The following is a 19416-nucleotide window of genomic DNA, read 5'->3' as shown; positions in this document are numbered from 1 at the left end:
CCACGGCAGATGGAGCTGTTTCTACCCATTCCGTCACTTCATTCTGTCCGTTCAGGCTGAACATGCGTTTCTCCGCATCTTCCTGCCGGGGTTTCCAGGTCAGGCGGACAGTGAACTCGCCGTCGCCTGTCACGAGAAAGGCCTGTCCTTCGGGCAGACTGGAACAAGCACGGTTCAGGTCGGCAAGCAGCCGGTCGTACGACGAAACGAATGGTTCTTCACGAAAAAAGAAATCTCTCAATTGGCAGATCAGATTCATAGGCGTATCTTTTTCTCGTAAAGATACGACATCAGGAAGGCGAAGTCAAGTTTTTCAGCGTAAATAACGGACGATAATCAACAATAATCAACGGAAATCAACATTGCATTGCTTTCACAAATTGATTTCAGAGCTTATTGGCTGTGAATTTATTGTAAACTGTTTAAATTCAGTATTTTGCGATGAAACATGCATAGTTCCCGTATTTGTACGCTTTTGCTTTCACCCTAACTTTTACGTTTAAAACAAGATACGACGATTGTGAAACCGTGAATCCATTTTAGGCTAAACGTATTTTTACTTATGGATGTGAATGCATCGTTTTCGGTAAAGCACTGTTTTGTTCTTTGTAAAGCAATGCTTCCTTAGGGATGAAACGGTGTTTTGTGTCAAAGGGGGCATTGGAGAATAGGGAAGATAACTTGGCTGGTATAAACATGGACTTGACGGGCGTAAAGAGGGACTTGGGAAGTGTAACTATGGACTTGGTGAAAGGGAATATTGAAAACTATGTTTTCATTTGTTTCTGCATTCAACTTTCCCTTTCTTTTGATAAGATAGGGGGCGTCTCAGCAAAAAAATCAAGCAAGCTTGTTTCTTCTGCTTTCAACTTTCCCTATCTTTGTCGTGGATTGTTTAAACTAAATAGGGCATGAAAAAATATTTATTATTGGGCTTTCTGCTGATAGCAGGGCTTTGTTGTACGTATGGGCAAGCCATCACGCCGGCTGAGGAGCCTAATCAGACGCAGCGTGAACTGATAGAGCGCGGGTATGGTATGTTTGTTCATTTTGGGGTGAATACTTTCTCGGGCGATGAATGGTCGGACGGGACAGTGCCGGTGGATAAATATAACCCGACACGTTTGGATTGTGACCAGTGGGTACGGGTGGCACGTGATGCTGGTTTCCGATATGTGTTGCTCGTAACGAAGCACCATGACGGTTTCTGCTTATGGGACAGCCAGTATACGAATTACGATGTGGCCTCTTCGCCCGTTAAGACGGATGTGGTAAAGGCGGTTTCGGATGCCTGTCGGAAATATGGACTTCAATTTGGTGTTTATTATTCGTTGTGGGACAGGCACGAGCCGTCGTATCGTGATAAGGATCCGAAGAAATATATCGACTATATGATTGGGCAGCTTCGGGAGTTGTTTTTGAACTATGGTCCGATTTGTGAATTATGGTTTGATGGCGGCTGGGATCGTCCTGTAAAGGATTGGGATCTTCCTCGTGTATATGCCGAGGTGAAGAAGATGCAACCTAACTGTGCTGTCGGGGTGAATCATACGGTGGTCGATCGTGAAGGAAGCCGTAAACATATTTTGCCGGATTCGATGCTGGTGGACAATAAGTATTATCTGCAATACTTCCCTACGGATTTCCGCTTGTGGGATCCGAAGATTGCGCACAAGCTTGACAAGAAGCAATATCTGTATGGCGGTAATTCCTACTATCTGCCGTTTGAGCATACGGTCTGCATCAGTAAGGAGTGGAACTGGTTTCAGAAGAATACCCCCAAAACGGTGCGTAGCCTGGATGAACTGGAAGAATTGTTCTATTGGTGTACTTCGGGCAACAATACATTGGTGGTTAATGTCCCTCCCGATCAGACGGGACGTATCCGCGAGAATGAGGCCAATCATATCATTGCGTTGAACAAGGAGCGTTTGCATTTGCACCAAGACCGCCCGCTGCCTGTAGGAAGTGCGTGGCTGACTGAGGGTGGGATGGCTACGGCTTCATCGGTATACGAGAACAATGAGGGACTGTATGGTGCAGCTTATGCGATCGACGGAGGAATGCAAACCCGTTGGGCGGCGGACGATGTGCATGCGGAACTCGTCATTTCGTTCGACGGCATGAAATCGTTCAACAAGGTCGTAGTGTTTGAGCATTGTGATGCGGTGAATTCTTCTGATGGCTTCTCGAACAAACGTGTGAATCGGATACAATCCTATCGTATCGATATCTGGAAAGATGGCGATTGGGAGTGTGTATATGTTTCTGACGAACCGATGGGAGATTGTAAGGTGATCAGATTTCCTTATATCTATCAGACAGACAAAATTCGTCTGAAAGTGCTGAATGCTTCCTTGCCTCCATCGATTGACGAGATATATGTTCAGGAAGTCGACTGATATTTGCTGTTTTCGAAAAAAATTACGAATATTGCACCTCTACACAAACATTGGATAAGATATGAAAACGATATTTAGTATTGTGTTCGCTTTTTTGTGCGCAATCGTCTGCTCCGCACAAGTCTTGACTTTACCTGCCTCGGAGGCTGTGTCGCCTGGCATGTGGCTTTGTTATCGCATGAATCTGTACTTGGAGGACGAGCCGTCGGATGTGGAACTTCGTATCGCGGCGGATAGCAAGTATTGGCTTTGGGTGAATGGCGAATTGCAGGTGAGGGAAGGCGGACTGAAGCGGGGACCTAATCCGAAGGATACGTATTGCGACGTGCTTCGTGGGGCGCAGGGCTTGCGCGAAGGCGATAATACGGTAGCCGTATTGGTGTGGTACTTTGGCAAGGACGGGTTCAGCCATCGCAATTCGCCGACGCCTGGATTGGCTTTCCGTTTGTCGGTGGACGGTAAGGTGCTGGATACGGACAAAGCTTGGAAGGTGTGCAGGCATCCAGCCTATTATTTACCTGAAGGAGAAAAGCCCAACTATCGTTTGCCTGAGTCGAACATCGGATTCGATGCCGCGAAGGACATTGCTTTTCAGCAACCCGACTATGATGACAGCAGTTGGAGCAAGGCTCGACGGGTGTCGTTGGAGGAGGCCGGATGGAATCAGTTGGTGGATCGTCCCATTCCTCAATGGAAAGACTATGGCCTGAAAACCTATACAAGGACGGAGCGGCAGGGAAATCAGATTCTAGCTTATTTGCCCTACAATGCGCAGATAACTCCTTATCTGAAAGTAAAGTCGGTAGCCGGCCGAAAGATTGACATCCGTACGGATGACTATCGGGGTGGTTCGGCTACAAATGTGTTTGCCGAATATATTACGCGTGAAGGCGTTCAGGAGTTTGAATGTCGCGGATGGATGAACGGCCATTATGTCATCTATACCATCCCTGAAGGTTGTGAGGTGTTGGAGCTGAAATATCGCGAGACGGGATATGATACGGATTTTGCAGGCAGTTTCTGGTGTGACGATCCTTTCCTGACCCGCCTATGGACGAAGTCGCAACGTACACTCTACATCACGATGCGCGACACCTATATGGATTGCCCTGACCGAGAGCGGGCACAATGGTGGGGCGACGTGGTGAATGAACTTGGCGAGGCTTTTTATGCCTTGGACGAGAGAGCACATCGGCTGACACGCAAAGGCATCTGTGAGCTGATGGACTGGCAGCGAGCGGACAGTACGATTTTTGCTCCTGTGCCTGCTGGCAATTATAAGGACGAACTGCCCATGCAGATGCTGGCCAGTGTGGGCTATTATGGCTTCTGGACGTACTATATGGGGACGGGCGACAAGGAACTGATTGAATACGTGTTTCCAAGAGTGAAGAAATACATCCACGTCTGGAAGACCTCTCCCGACGGGCTGGTTATTCCTCGCAAGGGTGGATGGACATGGGGCGACTGGGGCGACAACAAGGATATGGGACTTCTGTTTAGCCTGTGGTATTCCATCGCTTTGGACGGCTATGCCCACATGGCCCGTCTGGTGGATGAGCTGGCAGAAGCGCGTTGGGCGGACGAAACCAATGACCGCCTGCGCCAAGTCTTCCATCAGAAGTATTGGACGGGGGCGTATTACAAGTCGCCCGACTATGAGGGACAACCTGACGACCGTGCCCAGGCCTTGGCCGTTGTGGCGGGTGTGTTGCCTAAGGAACTTTATCCGACTATTCGTCCTTTCTTCCGTCAGCAGTACCATGCCAGCCCTTATATGGAAAAATATGTTTTGCAGGCCCTTTGTGAGATGGGATACTATCAGGATGCGATGGACAGGATGAGGCTACGCTACGAAGCGATGGTGGACAGTCCGCTGACCACGTTGTGGGAAGGCTGGGGCATCGGCAAGGAAGGCTTTGGAGGTGGTAGTTATAACCATGCTTGGAGCGGAGGCCCGCTGACTATCTTGAGTAGTTACGTGGCTGGCGTGAAGGTGGTAGAGCCTGGCTTTAAAGTTTTTTCGGTTTGTCCCAATTTAGGAAACTTGAGCCATGTGAAAGTGACGGTGCCGCTTGCGGGCGGACGCTTCATCGAGGCTGATGTGAAAAAGGATGCAGAGCGATGTGTGCTTGAACTGGCAGTGCCCGAAGGTACGGCTGGATTGGTGGGTTTGCCTGATGGATATACACAAATGCGTGTGAATGGGAAACCTGCCGAAGCAGGAATGGTATTGAAAACAGGCGTTTGGAAGATCGAGTTTGGAAATCTTCCTGATAAATAAGATTTGAGCAGATTATGGAAAAGACATGGAGGTGGTTTGGTAAAAAAGATCCGATTACGTTGGACATGCTCCGACAAATTGGTGTGGAAGGCATTGTGACGGCGTTGCACGATATCCCCAACGGCGAGATCTGGCCGCTGGAGGCGATTGCGGAGCTGCGCGACTATATAGAACGGGCAGGATTGCGCTGGTCGGTGGTGGAAAGTTTGCCCGTGAGCGAAGCCATCAAGTATGGTGGCAAGGAGCGCGATCGCCTGATAGAAAACTATGGAATAAGCCTGGCAAACCTGTCGAAAGCAGGGATCAAAACAGTGTGTTATAATTTCATGCCCGTCATCGACTGGATACGTACTGACTTGAACCATCGATGGGAAGACGGCTCTTCCTCGTTGTATTTTGACAAGATACGTTTTGCCTACTTCGATTGTCGGATTTTGCAACGTAAAGGGGCTGAAGCTGACTATACGGCGGAAGAATTGCAGAAGGTGGACGAGCTAGCAAAGACCATTACGGATGAAGAAAAGTATGAGTTGATAGATACTGTAATTGTCAAGACGCAAGGCTTTGTGAATGGCAATATTGACGGCCATACGCCCGATCCTGTACAATTGTTTAGAGAACTTTTGTCGCGCTACGAGGGGATCGACCGCCATCAGCTGCGTGACAACCTGTGTTATTTTCTGTCAGCCATCATGCCTGTCTGCGATGCTTGCGGCGTGGATATGTGCATACATCCCGATGATCCGCCTTATCAGATGCTGGGATTGCCTCGTATTGTCACTTCGGGTGAAGACATCGACTGGCTGCTCAAGGCGGTGGACAATCCTCACAACGGGTTGACCTTCTGTGCCGGTTCGCTGAGTGCAGGTTTGCAGAATGACGTGGTCGAACTTGCCCGTCGCTTTGCCTCACGTACTCGTTTCGTGCATTTACGTAGTACAAATGTCATGGAAGATGGAAATTTCATGGAAGCGTCCCATCTGGAAGGGCGCGGACGCGTGCCTGAGCTGGTTGCTTTTTACGAAAAGAATCTGCCCGATGTGCCTATGCGTGTCGACCATGGCCGGCTGATGTTGGATGATAGAAACAAGGGCTATAACCCCGGTTATTCCTTCCATGGACGGATGCTTGCATTGGCTCAGGTGGAAGGTATGATGGCAATGGTGCGTAAATTTCCGACTTTTTTCTCCTAATATTTTGTAGTCGAACAGATTATTTATATCTTTGCAAACGGAAACGGATGAAAGGTGGAGGGGCAATCAAGCTCCTCTTTTTTATTCTTATACGGTTTATATGATAGAGAAAAAAACGATTTGTGAAATTGTAGAAGATTGGTTGAAGGACAAAGATTACTTCCTGGTGGAGGTAACGGTGAGTCCTGATGACAAGATTGTGGTGGAGATCGACCACAAAGACGGTGTTTGGATAGAAGATTGTGTGGAGTTGAGCCGCTATATCGAATCCCGCCTGAACCGCGACGCGGAGGATTTCGAACTGGAAGTAGGCTCGGCCGGTATCGGACAGCCTTTCAAGGTACTTCAGCAGTACATGAACCACATTGGTGAGGAGGTAGAAGTGCTGACCAAGGATGGACGTAAACTGAGTGGCGTACTGAAGGAGGCCGATGAACAGCATTTTACGGTTACCATCCAGAAGAAAGTGAAGGAAGAGGGCATGAAACGCCCGAAGATGGTGGATGAAGATTTGAACTTTACGTACGAAGAAATAAAATATACTAAATACTTAATCAGTTTTAAATAAGATTATGGCCAAGAAAGAAGAGACTGTCAGCATGATTGACACATTTTCGGAGTTTAAGGAGCTGAAGAATATCGACAGAACCACGATGGTGAGCGTACTTGAGGAGTCGTTCCGTAGCGTGATTGCGAAAATGTTTGGTACGGATGAGAATTACGACGTCATTGTAAACCCCGATAAGGGTGACTTCGAAATCTGGCGTAACCGTGAGGTGGTTGCCGATGAGGACCTGACGAACCCTAATCTGCAGATATCCCTGAGCGAGGCACAGAAAATAGATGCTTCGTACGAAGTGGGTGAAGAAGTGACAGACGAGGTGAATTTCGCGAAATTTGGCCGTCGTGCCATCCTGAACTTGCGCCAGACGTTGGCCTCCAAGATATTGGAACTGGAAAAAGACAGCCTTTACAACAAATATATCGACAAGGTAGGAACGGTTGTGAATGCCGAAGTCTACCAGATTTGGAAGAAAGAAATGCTGCTGCTCGACGATGAAGGCAACGAATTGCTGCTGCCTAAGACCGAGCAGATACCGAGCGACTTCTATCGTAAGGGAGAAACTGCCCGTGCGGTGGTGGCTCGTGTAGACAACAAGAACAACAATCCGAAGATTATCTTGAGCCGTACTTCTCCCGTCTTCTTGCAGCGTCTGTTCGAGATGGAAGTACCTGAAATCAATGATGGCCTTATTACCATTCGTAAGATAGCCCGTATTCCTGGCGAACGTGCTAAAATTGCTGTAGAAAGCTATGACGACCGTATTGATCCGGTAGGCGCATGTGTCGGTGTGAAGGGAAGCCGTATCCACGGTATTGTGCGCGAACTTCGCAATGAGAACATTGATGTCATCAATTATACTTCGAATGTACAGCTGTTCATCCAGCGTGCATTGAGCCCTGCCAAAATTTCTTCCATCCGCTTGAATGAGGAAGAACGCAAGGCGGAAGTGTTCTTGAAACCCGAAGAAGTTTCATTGGCCATTGGTAAAGGTGGTTTGAACATCAAGTTGGCCAGTATGCTGACTGAATATACCATTGATGTCTTCCGCGAAATTGATGGAAATGTGGAAGATGAAGATATCTATCTGGATGAATTCCGTGATGAAATCGAAGGTTGGGTTATTGATGCAATCAAGGGTATCGGTATCGATACAGCCAAGGCTGTATTGAACGCTCCTCGTGAGATGCTGATTGAAAAAGCCGACTTGGAGGAAGAAACTGTAGACGAAGTGCTGCGCATTTTGAAACAGGAATTTGAAGAAGAATAATAGATGTGTTAATATATATGATTTGAATGTGCTAATGTACTGGTGAAAGCAGTGAGGCACATCGAGGAAGAGGGGCGATTTATTGGCACATTAGTACATTGGCACATTAAAATCATTAAAAGTAAAATATGACGATAAGGTTAAATAAAGTAACACGAGATTTGAATGTGGGAATTACGACGGCTGTTGAATTCTTACAGAAAAAGGGTTTTGTCGTAGAGGCAAATCCGAATACGAAAATTACCGATGAACAGTTTGAGTTGCTGAAAAAAGAATTCAGTACAGACAAGGATCTTAAAATGAAGTCCGAGCGCTTCTTGCAGGAACGTCAAACCAAAGAACGCAACAAAGCGTCTGTGGCTATCGAAGGCTATGAAACGAAGGAATCCGTGAAGGAAAAGGTGGAGGAAATTAAAACTGTAATTCCCGAAGATGTACGTCCTAAGTTTAAACCTGTAGGCAAGATTGATTTGGATAATCTGGGTAAGAAACCTGTGGTTGAGAAAGAAAAAGAAGTGGAAGAGCAGAAACCAGGACCGGTTGTAGAGCCAGTTCAACCGAAGCCGGAAGTTAAAGAAATGCCTTCGGAAGAGGTTGAGGCACAAGTTGCCGAAAAAGTTTCGGAAGTAGAGCCTGTTCAGGAAACCGTGGAAGAGAAGGCTGTCGAAGCGCCTGTGGAAGAACCTCAGACTCAGGATGTGACTGAAGAGGAACACCATTCGGATGAAACAACAGACGTGAAGGTAGAAAAAGAAGAGGAAGCTCCAGTTGAAGAAACAAAGTCGGCTGATAGCTCTGAGGAGATCTTTACAATTCGCAAACCTGAGTTTGTTTCGAAAATTAACGTTATCGGTCAAATAGACCTTGCTGCTTTGAATCAGTCGACTCGCCCCAAAAAGAAGTCGAAGGAGGAAAAGCGTAAAGAACGTGAAGAAAAGGAAAAACAGCGCCTTGACCAGAGACGTCAGATGAAAGAAGCCATCATGAAAGAAATCCGTCGTGAAGACAGCAAGATGAGGGATGAAAATGATGGTGAAGGCGGTGGTAAAAAGAAACGCGTTCGTATCAACAAGGAGAAAGTAGATATCAACAATGCTTCCAGCTATCAGAAAGGCGACCATCAGAAGGGTGGAAATACCGCCGGACAGCAACAGGGAGGCAAGAAAAATAAAGATCGTTTCAAGAAACCTGTTATCAAACAGGAAGTCAGTGAGGAAGATGTTGCTAAACAGGTGAAAGAAACTTTGGCACGTCTCACATCGAAAGGCAAGAGTAAAGGAGCCAAATACCGCAAGGAGAAACGTGAACAGGCTGCCGACCGTATGCATGAGCTTGAAAGTCAGGAAATGGCTGATAGCAAAGTATTGAAGTTGACAGAGTTTGTGACAGCCAACGAGCTGGCCAATATGATGGACGTACCCGTTACGCAAGTCATCGGTACCTGCATGAGCATCGGTATCATGGTGTCCATTAACCAGCGTCTGGATGCCGAGACCATTAATCTGGTGGCTGAAGAATTCGGCTTTAAGACGGAATATGTAAGTGCGGAAGTGGCACAGGCCATCGTGGAAGAAGAGGATGCAGAGGAAGATTTGGAACCTCGTGCTCCGATTGTAACCGTGATGGGTCACGTAGACCATGGTAAGACATCGTTGCTCGACTATATCCGTAAGGCGAATGTGATTGCCGGTGAAGCGGGCGGTATTACGCAGCACATCGGTGCTTATCACGTGACGTTGGAAGACGGACGTAAGATTACGTTCCTTGATACGCCGGGTCACGAAGCATTTACCGCCATGCGTGCCCGTGGTGCCAAGGTGACGGATATTGCCATCATCATTGTGGCAGCCGACGATAACGTCATGCCGCAGACCAAGGAGGCTATCAACCATGCCATGGCTGCCGGCGTTCCCATCGTATTTGCCATCAACAAGATAGATAAGCCGACTGCCAATCCCGATAAGATCAAGGAAGAACTGGCCAACATGAATTTCCTGGTAGAGGAATGGGGCGGTAAGTACCAGTCTCAGGATATCTCGGCTAAGAAAGGTATTGGCGTTCCTGAATTGATGGAGAAAGTATTGTTGGAGGCTGAAATGTTGGAACTGAAGGCTAACCCCAATCGTAAAGCTACAGGATCTATTATCGAGTCGTCGCTTGACAAAGGTCGCGGTTATGTAGCAACTGTGTTGGTATCCAACGGAACGTTGAAAGTAGGTGATATCGTTTTGGCCGGAACCAATTATGGTAAGGTGAAAGCGATGTTCAACGAGCGTAACCAGCGAATGACACAGGCCGGTCCGTCTGAACCTGCTCTTATTCTGGGCCTGAACGGAGCCCCTGCCGCAGGTGATACGTTCCACGTGATTGAAACCGAACAGGAAGCACGCGAGATTGCCAATAAGCGTGAGCAGTTGCAGCGCGAACAGGGTCTGCGTACGCAGAAGATGCTGACGCTCGACGAAGTGGGCCGCCGTCTGGCATTGGGCGACTTCCACGAGCTGAATGTCATCGTGAAAGGCGACGTGGACGGTTCGGTAGAGGCCTTGAGCGATTCGTTGATCAAGTTGTCTACAGAACAGATCCAAGTCAACGTTATCCACAAAGGCGTGGGACAGATTTCTGAATCGGATGTATCCTTGGCTGCTGCTTCGGATGCCATTATCGTAGGCTTCCAGGTGCGTCCTTCGGGAGCTGCTGCCAAACTGGCCGAACAGGAGGGTGTAGATATCCGTAAGTATTCTGTCATCTATGATGCTATCGAGGAGGTGAAGTCTGCAATGGAGGGTATGCTTGCTCCGACATTGAAGGAACAGGTTACCGCTACTATCGAAGTGCGTGAGGTCTTCAATATCAGTAAGGTTGGCGTAGTAGCCGGTGCGATGGTGAAGACCGGTAAGGTGAAACGTACCGATAAGGCTCGTCTGATTCGTGATGGTATTGTGGTATTTACCGGCAATATCAATGCCTTGAAGCGCTTCAAGGATGATGTGAAAGAAGTCGGAACTAACTTTGAATGCGGTATTAGCCTGACTGGTTGCAACGACATCAAGGTGGGCGATGTCATCGAAACATTCGAGGAAGTGGAAGTAAAACAGACACTCTGATTCTGAATAGTTAGACTTTCAGCCGCAGACAACGCGGACGACACGGATTTTATGCTGCGCGAATCAATCGTGCTGCCGAGCTGTAGGAACGGGTGAAATCTGCGTTGTTGGTGTAGTCTGCGGCTGATTTATTTATATCATAAAAAGTATGACCACCATAGATATCATTATACTCGTCATTCTGGGGGCGGGAGCCATAGTGGGGTTTGCCAAAGGCTTTCTCAGACAGTTAGCTGGTTTGCTGGGGCTTGTAGCCGGTCTGTTGATCGCCAAGGCATTGTATGCTACCGTGGCCGAGCGGATATTTCTGCCGCTAACCGACTCGTTGACAGTGGCACAAGGCATCGCTTTCGTGATTATTTGGCTGGCTGTTCCGCTGGCATTCTTGCTGTTGGCTTTGTTGTTGACCAAGGCGATGGAAGCCGTTTCGTTAGGATGGGTCAACCGTCTGCTGGGTGCCGGATTAGGCCTGCTGAAGTCTGCTTTGCTGGTAAGTCTGCTGATTTGTGTGGTCGAATATATTGATACGGACAATGCGCTCCTGAAGAAAACAAAAAAGCGGGAGTCTGTGTTATATTATCCGTTGGAAAAGTTTGCAGGTGTCTTTTTACCTGCGGCTAAAGAAATGGCTGTCGAATTCTTATGACAGTGAAATTTTGATGAACTTGAATATAGACAAGATATGCGACAAGAAGAACCTAATAAATATGTCAAGGAACTTACGCAGGAAAAGTACAAGTACGGTTTCACGACCGATGTGCACACTGACGTCATCGAGAAGGGCTTGAACGAAGATATCATCCGCTTGATTTCCGAGAAGAAGGGCGAACCCGATTGGATGCTGGAGTTTCGCCTGAAGGCTTATCGCCATTGGTTGACGCTGGAGATGCCTACATGGGCTCACCTCCGTATTCCTGAAATTGATTACCAGGCCATTTCCTATTATGCTGACCCTACCAAGAAAAAAGAAGGGCCGAAAAGTATGGACGAAGTCGATCCCGAACTGATCAAGACCTTCAATAAGCTGGGTATCCCTTTGGAAGAACAGATGGCATTGAGTGGTATGGCTGTGGATGCTGTGATGGATTCTGTCTCCGTGAAGACTACCTTCAAAGAAACATTAATGGAGAAAGGTATCATTTTTTGTTCCATGAGTGAGGCTATCCGTGAACATCCCGATTTGGTGCAGAAGTATTTAGGTTCTGTGGTGCCTTATCGCGACAATTTCTTTGCCGCGCTCAATTCTGCTGTGTTCTCTGACGGTTCTTTCGTTTATATTCCCAAAGGAGTGCGGTGCCCGATGGAATTGTCTACTTATTTTCGTATCAATGCGCGGGGAACGGGGCAGTTTGAGCGTACGCTCATTGTGGCCGATGATGATGCTTATGTTTCCTATCTCGAAGGCTGTACTGCTCCTATGCGTGATGAGAACCAATTGCATGCTGCTATCGTAGAGATTGTAGTACATGATCGTGCGGAAGTGAAATACAGCACTGTACAGAACTGGTATCCGGGTGATGCTGAAGGCAAAGGTGGCGTGTACAATTTCGTTACCAAACGTGGCATTTGTAAAGGTGTAGATAGTAAGCTGTCGTGGACACAGGTAGAAACGGGTAGTGCCATCACGTGGAAATATCCTTCTTGTATCCTGGCGGGTGATAATTCGATTGCTGAGTTTTACAGTGTGGCTGTAACCAATAACTACCAGCAGGCCGATACGGGTACGAAGATGATCCACATCGGAAAGAATACCCGTTCGACTATCGTCAGTAAAGGAATTTCTGCCGGACGGAGCGAGAACTCCTACCGTGGACTGGTACGTGTTAGCCCTAAGGCTGACAATGCGCGTAACTACAGTCAGTGTGATTCGCTCTTGTTGGGTGATAAATGCGGTGCACACACCTTCCCCTATATGGATATCCATAACGAAACTGCAGTGGTGGAGCACGAAGCGACCACCAGTAAAATCAGTGAAGATCAGATATTCTACTGTAATCAACGTGGTATTTCGAGTGAAGATGCCGTAGGACTCATTGTGAATGGTTATGCCAAAGAAGTGCTCAACAAGTTGCCGATGGAGTTTGCCGTTGAGGCTCAGAAGCTGTTGAGTATTTCGTTGGAAGGAAGCGTGGGTTAAATAAAGAACGGATAATAAAGAATTAAGAATAAAATGAGTCGGATGAGGAAGACAGGATGAGGAAAGGCAACTTTCATTCTTTATTCTTCATTCTTAATGATAAAAATTATGTTAGAGATTAAAGACCTTCATGCCAGCATCAATGGCAAAGAAATATTGAAAGGCATCAACCTCACGATTCGTGACGGTGAGGTGCACGCCCTTATGGGACAGAACGGTGCCGGAAAAAGTACGTTGAGTAATGTTCTCGTGGGACATCCCGCTTATGAAGTGACACATGGTTCTATTACCTTCAATGGCAAAGATTTATTGGCCTTGTCACCCGAAGACCGTGCTCATGAAGGTATCTTCCTGTCTTTTCAAACACCTGTTGAGATTCCTGGTGTGTCAATGGTGAATTTTATGCGTACGGCTGTCAATGAGCAACGCAAGTATCGCCACCTGCCTGCCTTGTCGGCTTCGGAGTTTTTGAAACTGATGCGTGAGAAACGGGCTATTGTGGAACTGGACAGTAAGTTGGCCAACCGCTCTGTAAACGAAGGTTTCAGTGGCGGCGAGAAGAAACGTAATGAAATCTTTCAGATGGCGATGCTCGAACCGACTTTTGCCATTTTGGACGAAACGGATTCTGGCCTCGATGTGGATGCTTTGCGTATTGTAGCTGAAGGCTTCAATAAACTGCGTACGGAGCAGACGTCTGCGATGGTCATCACGCATTATCAACGCTTGTTGGATTACCTGAAGCCTGATGTGGTGCATGTCCTTCTGGGTGGCCGTATTGTGAAGACGGGCGGACCGGAATTGGCAACGGAAATCGAACGCCGCGGCTTCGACTGGATAAAAAAAGAGCAGTTAAATGAGGAGTGAGGAATTATGAGACCCGAACAACAATACATTGATCTGTTCTCGCAGTGTGAGGCTATGATATGCCAGCATAGTTGTGAGGTAATGAATGCTCCGCGTGCTGCGGCCTTTGCAGACTTTGAGCGCCTCGGTTTCCCCACCCGTGAGGACGAGAAATACAAATATACTGATATCAGTAAACTCTTTGAACCTGACTATGGGCTCAACCTGAAACAGCTTGATATCCCCGTTAATCCTTATGACGTGTTCAAGTGTGATGTGCCCAACATGAGCACTTCGCTCTATTTTGTCGTTAACGATGCCTTTTATGACAAAGTATTGCCCAAGTCGCACCTGCCTGAAGGTGTGCTTTTGGGAAGCCTGCGACAGTTGGCGACAGAACATCCAGAATTGGTGAAGAAGTATTACGGGCGTTTGGCCGATACCGAGAAAGATGGCGTGACGGCCCTCAACACCGCCCTGGCCGAGGACGGCGTGTTGCTCTACGTGCCCAGTGGTGTGGTGGTAGAACGGCCCATACAATTGGTAAATATATTGCGTAGCGATGTCAATCTGATGGTAAACCGTCGCGTGCTTATCGTATTGGAGGACGGTGCACAGGTACGGATGCTGGTTTGCGACCACGCCATGGATGCCGTCAATTTCCTTGCTACGCAGGTGGTGGAAATCTTTGTGGGACGCGACGCTGTTCTTGACCTTTACGAACTGGAAGAAACCCACAACAGTACTGTACGTGTCAGCAATATGTATGTCCAGCAGGACAGCGGAAGCAACGTGTTGCTGAACGGTATGACCTTGACAGGCGGTACGACGCGCAACTCCGTCAATGTTACTTTGGCTGGCGAGGGAGCTGAAATCAATCTTTGCGGCATGGTTATCGCCGATAAGAACCAGCATGTAGACAACCATACTGCTATCGACCACGCTGTGCCCCATTGTACATCGAACGAACTCTTCAAATACGTGCTCGACGATCAGGCTACGGGTGCTTTTGCCGGACTTGTTCTGGTGCGTCCTGGGGCACAGCATACCTCTTCGCAACAGACCAATCGGAATCTATGTGCTACGCGTGAAGCCCGCATGTACACGCAGCCGCAGCTGGAAATCTATGCCGATGACGTGAAGTGCAGCCACGGGGCGACGGTCGGACAGTTGGACGATGCAGCTCTGTTCTATATGCGGCAGCGCGGTATTCCGATGCATGAGGCCCGTCTGCTGTTGATGTTTGCTTTCGTCAACGAGGTTATCGACACTATTCGTCTCGATGCCTTGCGCGACCGGTTGCACCTGCTGGTAGAGAAGCGCTTTCGTGGCGAGCTGAACAAATGTCAGGGGTGTGCTATCTGTAAATGAAATCAATGACAATCAATTGTTATTATTATGTATAATGTAGAAGAGATAAGGGCTGATTTTCCGATTCTCGCCCGTACTGTTTATGGCAAGCCGCTGGTTTACCTGGACAACGGCGCTACTACCCAGAAGCCCCGATGCGTAGTTGATGCCATCACTGATGAATACTACAGCGTCAACGCCAACGTCCACCGCGGTGTTCACTTCCTTTCTCAGCAGGCTACTGAACTCCACGAAGCCAGCCGCGAGACTGTCCGTCGCTTCATCAACGCCCGCAGCACCAACGAAATCGTCTTCACCCGCGGCACCACGGAGAGCATCAACTTGCTCGCCTCCAGCTTCGGCGAAGCCTTCCTCGGCGAGGGCGACGAGGTCATCGTCTCCACCATGGAGCACCACAGCAACATTGTCCCCTGGCAGTTGCTGCAGATGCGCAAGGGCATCAAGCTTCGTGTCATCCCTATGAACGACTGTGGCGAGCTGCTGCTCAACGAATACGAACGGCTCTTCACCGAACGTACCCGCATTGTCTGCGTGACGCACGTTAGTAATGTACTTGGCACGGTCAATCCGGTCAAAGATATGATTGCCACTGCCCACGCTCACGGCGTACCCGTGCTGGTGGACGGCGCCCAGAGCATCCCCCACATGCCCGTCGATGTGCAGGCGCTCGATGCTGATTTTTATGTTTTCTCCGGACATAAGGTCTACGGTCCAACGGGTGTCGGCGTGCTCTATGGCAAGGAGGAATGGCTCGATAAACTGCCTCCCTATCAGGGCGGCGGTGAGATGATTCAGCACGTCTCTTTCGAGCGGACCACGTTTAATGAACTGCCCTTCAAGTTTGAGGCCGGCACACCCGACTATATTGGCACCACCGGACTGGCCCGTGCACTTGATTATGTTACGACCCTTGGCATGGACCGCATTGCCGCCTACGAGCACGATCTGACTGAGTACGCAACTCGTCGCCTGAAGGAAATCCCCGGCATGCGCATCTTCGGTGAGGCCGCCGAGAAGGGGAGCGTTATATCCTTTCTTGTGGGCGACATCCACCATTTCGATATGGGTACTTTACTCGACCGTCTCGGTATTGCCGTCCGTACGGGTCATCACTGCGCTCAGCCGTTGATGCAGCGCCTTGGCATTGAGGGTACTGTCCGTGCTTCGTTTGCCCTGTATAATACGAAGGAAGAAATTGATGCGTTGGTTGCCGGTGTGGAGCGGGTCAGTCGGATGTTTTGATCGGGTGTTGAAAAATAACGGCTCGCTGCAACTTTTTGCCACTGCGCTGCGTCTAATAGGAGCAAATGACTTTTTAAAACGAACGAATTATGTTACTGACAACAACCTCTATGATTGACGGCGGGAAAATCACCCGCTACTATGGCATCGTGTCCGGCGAAACCATTATCGGTGCCAATGTTTTCCGCGATCTCTTTGCCAGCATCCGTGACATTGTGGGTGGGCGCAGTGGTTCTTACGAAGAAGTGCTCCGCGAGGCCAAGGAAACGGCCTTGCGCGAGATGGAAGAGCAGGCGCGCGCACTAGGTGCCAACGCCGTCATCGGCGTCGATCTGGACTATGAGACCGTGGGCGGTAGTGGCTCTATGCTGATGGTGACCGCTGCAGGTACGGCTGTGACGGTGGAGTGACGCTTCTGAGCCTCCCACATTGGGCAACGAGGGCGAGACACGTTCCGCAACGCTTTGATGCGAGGTACATGTTTCGTTCTCGTTTCGTTTTTCATTTTCACGACATATTTCTGCCTGTTTTGACAGTGCACAAGAAATAGTTTATAGCGACGGTCCGTCCTTTGAAGTAGGCTGGCAGAGCGTTGTCTTGTTTGTAGGTAAGAAGGGTTTTGGTTTTTGTTTTTTAACGGGATATAGCTTTTGCTCAGGCGATATTCTTGGCGTACGGATTTGCTTTTTTCATTCTAAATCCATATTTTAGCGCAATCAATCATTTCGAACCTTTAAAATTGAGAATGCTATGGACCAACTGCTTTTCTGGCTGGTGCCGGCAGCTTCCGTGCTGGCTCTCGGCTTTGCCTGGCACTTCCATCGCCAGATGATGAAACAGAGTGAGGGTACGCCTCAGATGATTAAAATTGCCGCAGCGGTACGCCGAGGCGCCATGTCTTATCTCAAGCAGCAGTACAAGATTGTGGGCTGGGTTTTCTTAGGCCTTGTTATCCTGTTCTCAGTCATGGCTTACGGTTTTGATGTGCAGAACCACTGGGTGCCCATCGCCTTTCTGACGGGTGGTTTCTTCTCGGGCTTGTCGGGCTTTTTGGGCATGAAGACGGCTACGTATGCTTCGGCTCGTACTGCTAATGCTGCCCGGCAGTCGCTGAATGGTGGTCTACGCATTGCCTTTCGCAGCGGCGCGGTGATGGGGCTGGTTGTTGTGGGATTAGGTCTGCTGGACATTTCATTTTGGTATTTGCTGCTAAACGCTGTTATTCCAGCTGACGTACTGACGCCTACGCACAAACTTTGTGTCATTACTACTACGATGCTGACCTTCGGTATGGGTGCATCTACGCAGGCACTGTTCGCTCGTGTGGGTGGTGGTATCTATACGAAGGCTGCCGATGTCGGTGCCGACCTTGTAGGTAAAGTTGAAGCAGGTATCCCTGAGGACGATCCGCGCAATCCGGCGACCATCGCAGACAATGTGGGCGACAATGTGGGCGACGTAGCTGGTATGGGTGCCGACCTCTATGAAAGTTACTGTGGTTCCATTCTCGCTACGGCGGCACTGGGTGCAGCGGCCTTTATTCATTCGGGGGATACGACGATGCAGTACAAGGCCGTCATTGCACCAATGCTCATCGCGGCGGTGGGAATTATACTTTCCATTATTGGTATCTTTTCGGTACGTACGAAGGAGAATGCCACGATGAAAGATCTGCTTGGTGCGCTTGGCTTTGGTACAAATCTCAGTTCGGTACTTATCGTTGTGGCTACGTTCCTCATCCTCTGGCTGCTTAAGCTCGATAATTGGATGTGGATTTCCTGTTCTGTCGTCGTGGGGCTGCTGGTAGGCATCGTCATTGGTCGTTCGACGGAGTACTATACTTCGCAATCCTATAAACCCACGCAGCGCTTGAGTGAAAGCGGTAAGACAGGGCCGGCTACGGTCATTATTTCGGGCATCGGGTTGGGTATGCTTTCTACAGCCATTCCAGTAATTGCTGTGGTGGTGGGTATCATTGCTTCCTATCTCTTTGCCTCAGGCTTTGATTTCAGTAATGTAGGTCTTGGTCTGTACGGAATCGGTATTGCTGCTGTAGGTATGCTTTCCACGCTGGGTATCACGCTGGCTACAGATGCTTACGGACCCATTGCCGACAATGCGGGCGGCAATGCCGAAATGTCGGGGCTGGGTGCCGAGGTGCGCAAGCGTACCGATGCACTCGACTCGCTGGGCAACACGACGGCGGCCACGGGCAAGGGATTTGCCATCGGTTCGGCAGCCTTGACGGGACTGGCTCTGCTGGCGTCGTATGTGGAGGAAATACGCATCGGGCTGACTCGCCTGGGCACGACGGAAATCAATGTGGGCGGCACGACGGTGCCTTTGCAGGATGCCACGTTCTTTGACTTCATGCATCACTATGACGTGACACTGATGAATCCCAAGGTGCTTTCGGGCATGTTCATCGGCTCCATGATGGCCTTTCTCTTCTGCGGTCTGACGATGAACGCCGTAGGGCGTGCTGCTGCACACATGGTGGACGAAGTACGTCGTCAGTTCCGCGAAATCAAAGGTATCCTCACGGGTGAGACTGAACCCGATTATGCACGGTGCGTAGCCATATCGACCAAAGGTGCACAACGTGAGATGGTGGTGCCATCGCTCATAGCCATCATTGCTCCTATTCTGACAGGCCTTATCTTTGGCGTACCGGGTGTATTAGGGTTGCTTATCGGCGGATTGAGCAGTGGCTTTGTACTGGCTATCTTCATGGCAAACTCGGGTGGTGCTTGGGACAATGCCAAGAAATACGTGGAAGAAGGCAACTTTGGCGGCAAGGGCAGCGAGGTGCACAAGGCCACCGTGGTGGGCGACACCGTAGGTGACCCCTTCAAGGATACGTCAGGTCCGAGCCTGAACATACTTATCAAGCTGATGTCGATGGTGGCCATTGTGATGGCCGGGCTGACGGTGGCGTGGAGTGTGTTCTGAGTAGGAGTGGACAACGTAATTTTGTTTCAGTAGACAAGTTGGCGAGGTGA

The 19416-nt window shown here is 49.1% G+C and carries 14 protein-coding genes; 13 read left to right on the top strand and 1 reads right to left on the bottom strand.

The features are described 5' to 3' along the window. Window positions 1-259 (bottom strand): hypothetical protein (locus HF894_RS11405; protein ID WP_204972463.1); only part of this gene is annotated, 259 nt, incomplete at its 3' end. Between the two features lie 652 nt (window positions 260-911). Between HF894_RS11405 and HF894_RS11400 the strand changes: the two genes are divergently transcribed. The 13 genes from HF894_RS11400 to HF894_RS11340 all read left to right on the top strand — a co-directional run bounded on the left by HF894_RS11400 (window position 912) and on the right by HF894_RS11340 (window position 19366). Then, a complete protein-coding gene (locus tag HF894_RS11400; protein WP_204972461.1) occupies window positions 912-2402 on the top strand; it encodes an alpha-L-fucosidase in 1491 nt (496 codons plus the stop codon). 61 nt (window positions 2403-2463) lie between these two features. Then, entirely contained in the window at window positions 2464-4686 is a 2223-nt protein-coding gene (locus HF894_RS11395; RefSeq protein WP_204972458.1) for an alpha-L-rhamnosidase-related protein, read from the top strand. A gap of 14 nt (window positions 4687-4700) precedes the next feature. Beyond that, complete coding sequence (uxuA, locus tag HF894_RS11390; protein WP_075318416.1) at window positions 4701-5879, top strand: mannonate dehydratase; 1179 nt, start codon at window positions 4701-4703, stop codon at window positions 5877-5879. Window positions 5880-5979: 100 nt separating this feature from the next. Further along, a complete protein-coding gene (gene rimP, locus HF894_RS11385; protein ID WP_021848123.1) occupies window positions 5980-6447 on the top strand; it encodes a ribosome assembly cofactor RimP in 468 nt (155 codons plus the stop codon). A 4-nt stretch (window positions 6448-6451) separates the two neighbouring features. After that, window positions 6452-7711 carry a transcription termination factor NusA gene (gene nusA, locus HF894_RS11380; protein WP_021848122.1) on the top strand — a complete coding sequence of 420 codons (1260 nt, stop codon included), beginning with the start codon at window positions 6452-6454 and terminating at the stop codon, window positions 7709-7711. A 128-nt stretch (window positions 7712-7839) separates the two neighbouring features. Next, on the top strand, window positions 7840-10818 hold the full coding sequence (gene infB / locus HF894_RS11375) for a translation initiation factor IF-2 (protein ID WP_204972457.1): 2979 nt from the start codon (window positions 7840-7842) through the stop codon (window positions 10816-10818). 148 nt (window positions 10819-10966) lie between these two features. Continuing rightward, complete coding sequence (locus tag HF894_RS11370) at window positions 10967-11464, top strand: CvpA family protein (RefSeq protein WP_021848120.1); 498 nt, start codon at window positions 10967-10969, stop codon at window positions 11462-11464. Window positions 11465-11500: 36 nt separating this feature from the next. Next, entirely contained in the window at window positions 11501-12955 is a 1455-nt protein-coding gene (gene sufB, locus HF894_RS11365) for a Fe-S cluster assembly protein SufB (RefSeq protein ID WP_075318419.1), read from the top strand. A 108-nt stretch (window positions 12956-13063) separates the two neighbouring features. Beyond that, on the top strand, window positions 13064-13822 hold the full coding sequence (sufC, locus tag HF894_RS11360) for a Fe-S cluster assembly ATPase SufC (protein WP_021848118.1): 759 nt from the start codon (window positions 13064-13066) through the stop codon (window positions 13820-13822). 6 nt (window positions 13823-13828) lie between these two features. After that, window positions 13829-15172 (top strand): Fe-S cluster assembly protein SufD, encoded by a 1344-nt coding sequence (gene sufD, locus HF894_RS11355; RefSeq protein WP_204972455.1) that lies wholly within the window; start codon window positions 13829-13831, stop codon window positions 15170-15172. A 27-nt stretch (window positions 15173-15199) separates the two neighbouring features. Next, window positions 15200-16414 carry a cysteine desulfurase gene (locus HF894_RS11350; protein WP_021848116.1) on the top strand — a complete coding sequence of 405 codons (1215 nt, stop codon included), beginning with the start codon at window positions 15200-15202 and terminating at the stop codon, window positions 16412-16414. 89 nt (window positions 16415-16503) lie between these two features. Then, a complete protein-coding gene (locus tag HF894_RS11345) occupies window positions 16504-16824 on the top strand; it encodes a heavy metal-binding domain-containing protein (RefSeq protein WP_021848115.1) in 321 nt (106 codons plus the stop codon). Between the two features lie 340 nt (window positions 16825-17164). Further along, the gene (locus HF894_RS11340) at window positions 17165-19366 is read left to right on the top strand and encodes a sodium-translocating pyrophosphatase (RefSeq protein WP_204972453.1); all 2202 of its coding nucleotides are present in this window, start codon (window positions 17165-17167) and stop codon (window positions 19364-19366) included. The last annotated feature ends 50 nt before the right edge of the window (window positions 19367-19416 follow it).

Origin of the sequence: Caecibacteroides pullorum (assembly GCF_019239235.1) — a bacterium.
GTDB classification, from domain to species: Bacteria; Bacteroidota; Bacteroidia; order Bacteroidales; family Bacteroidaceae; genus Bacteroides; species Bacteroides pullorum.
Note: the sequence above shows the minus strand (reverse complement) of the source record. Positions and strands in the feature narration are given on the sequence as shown.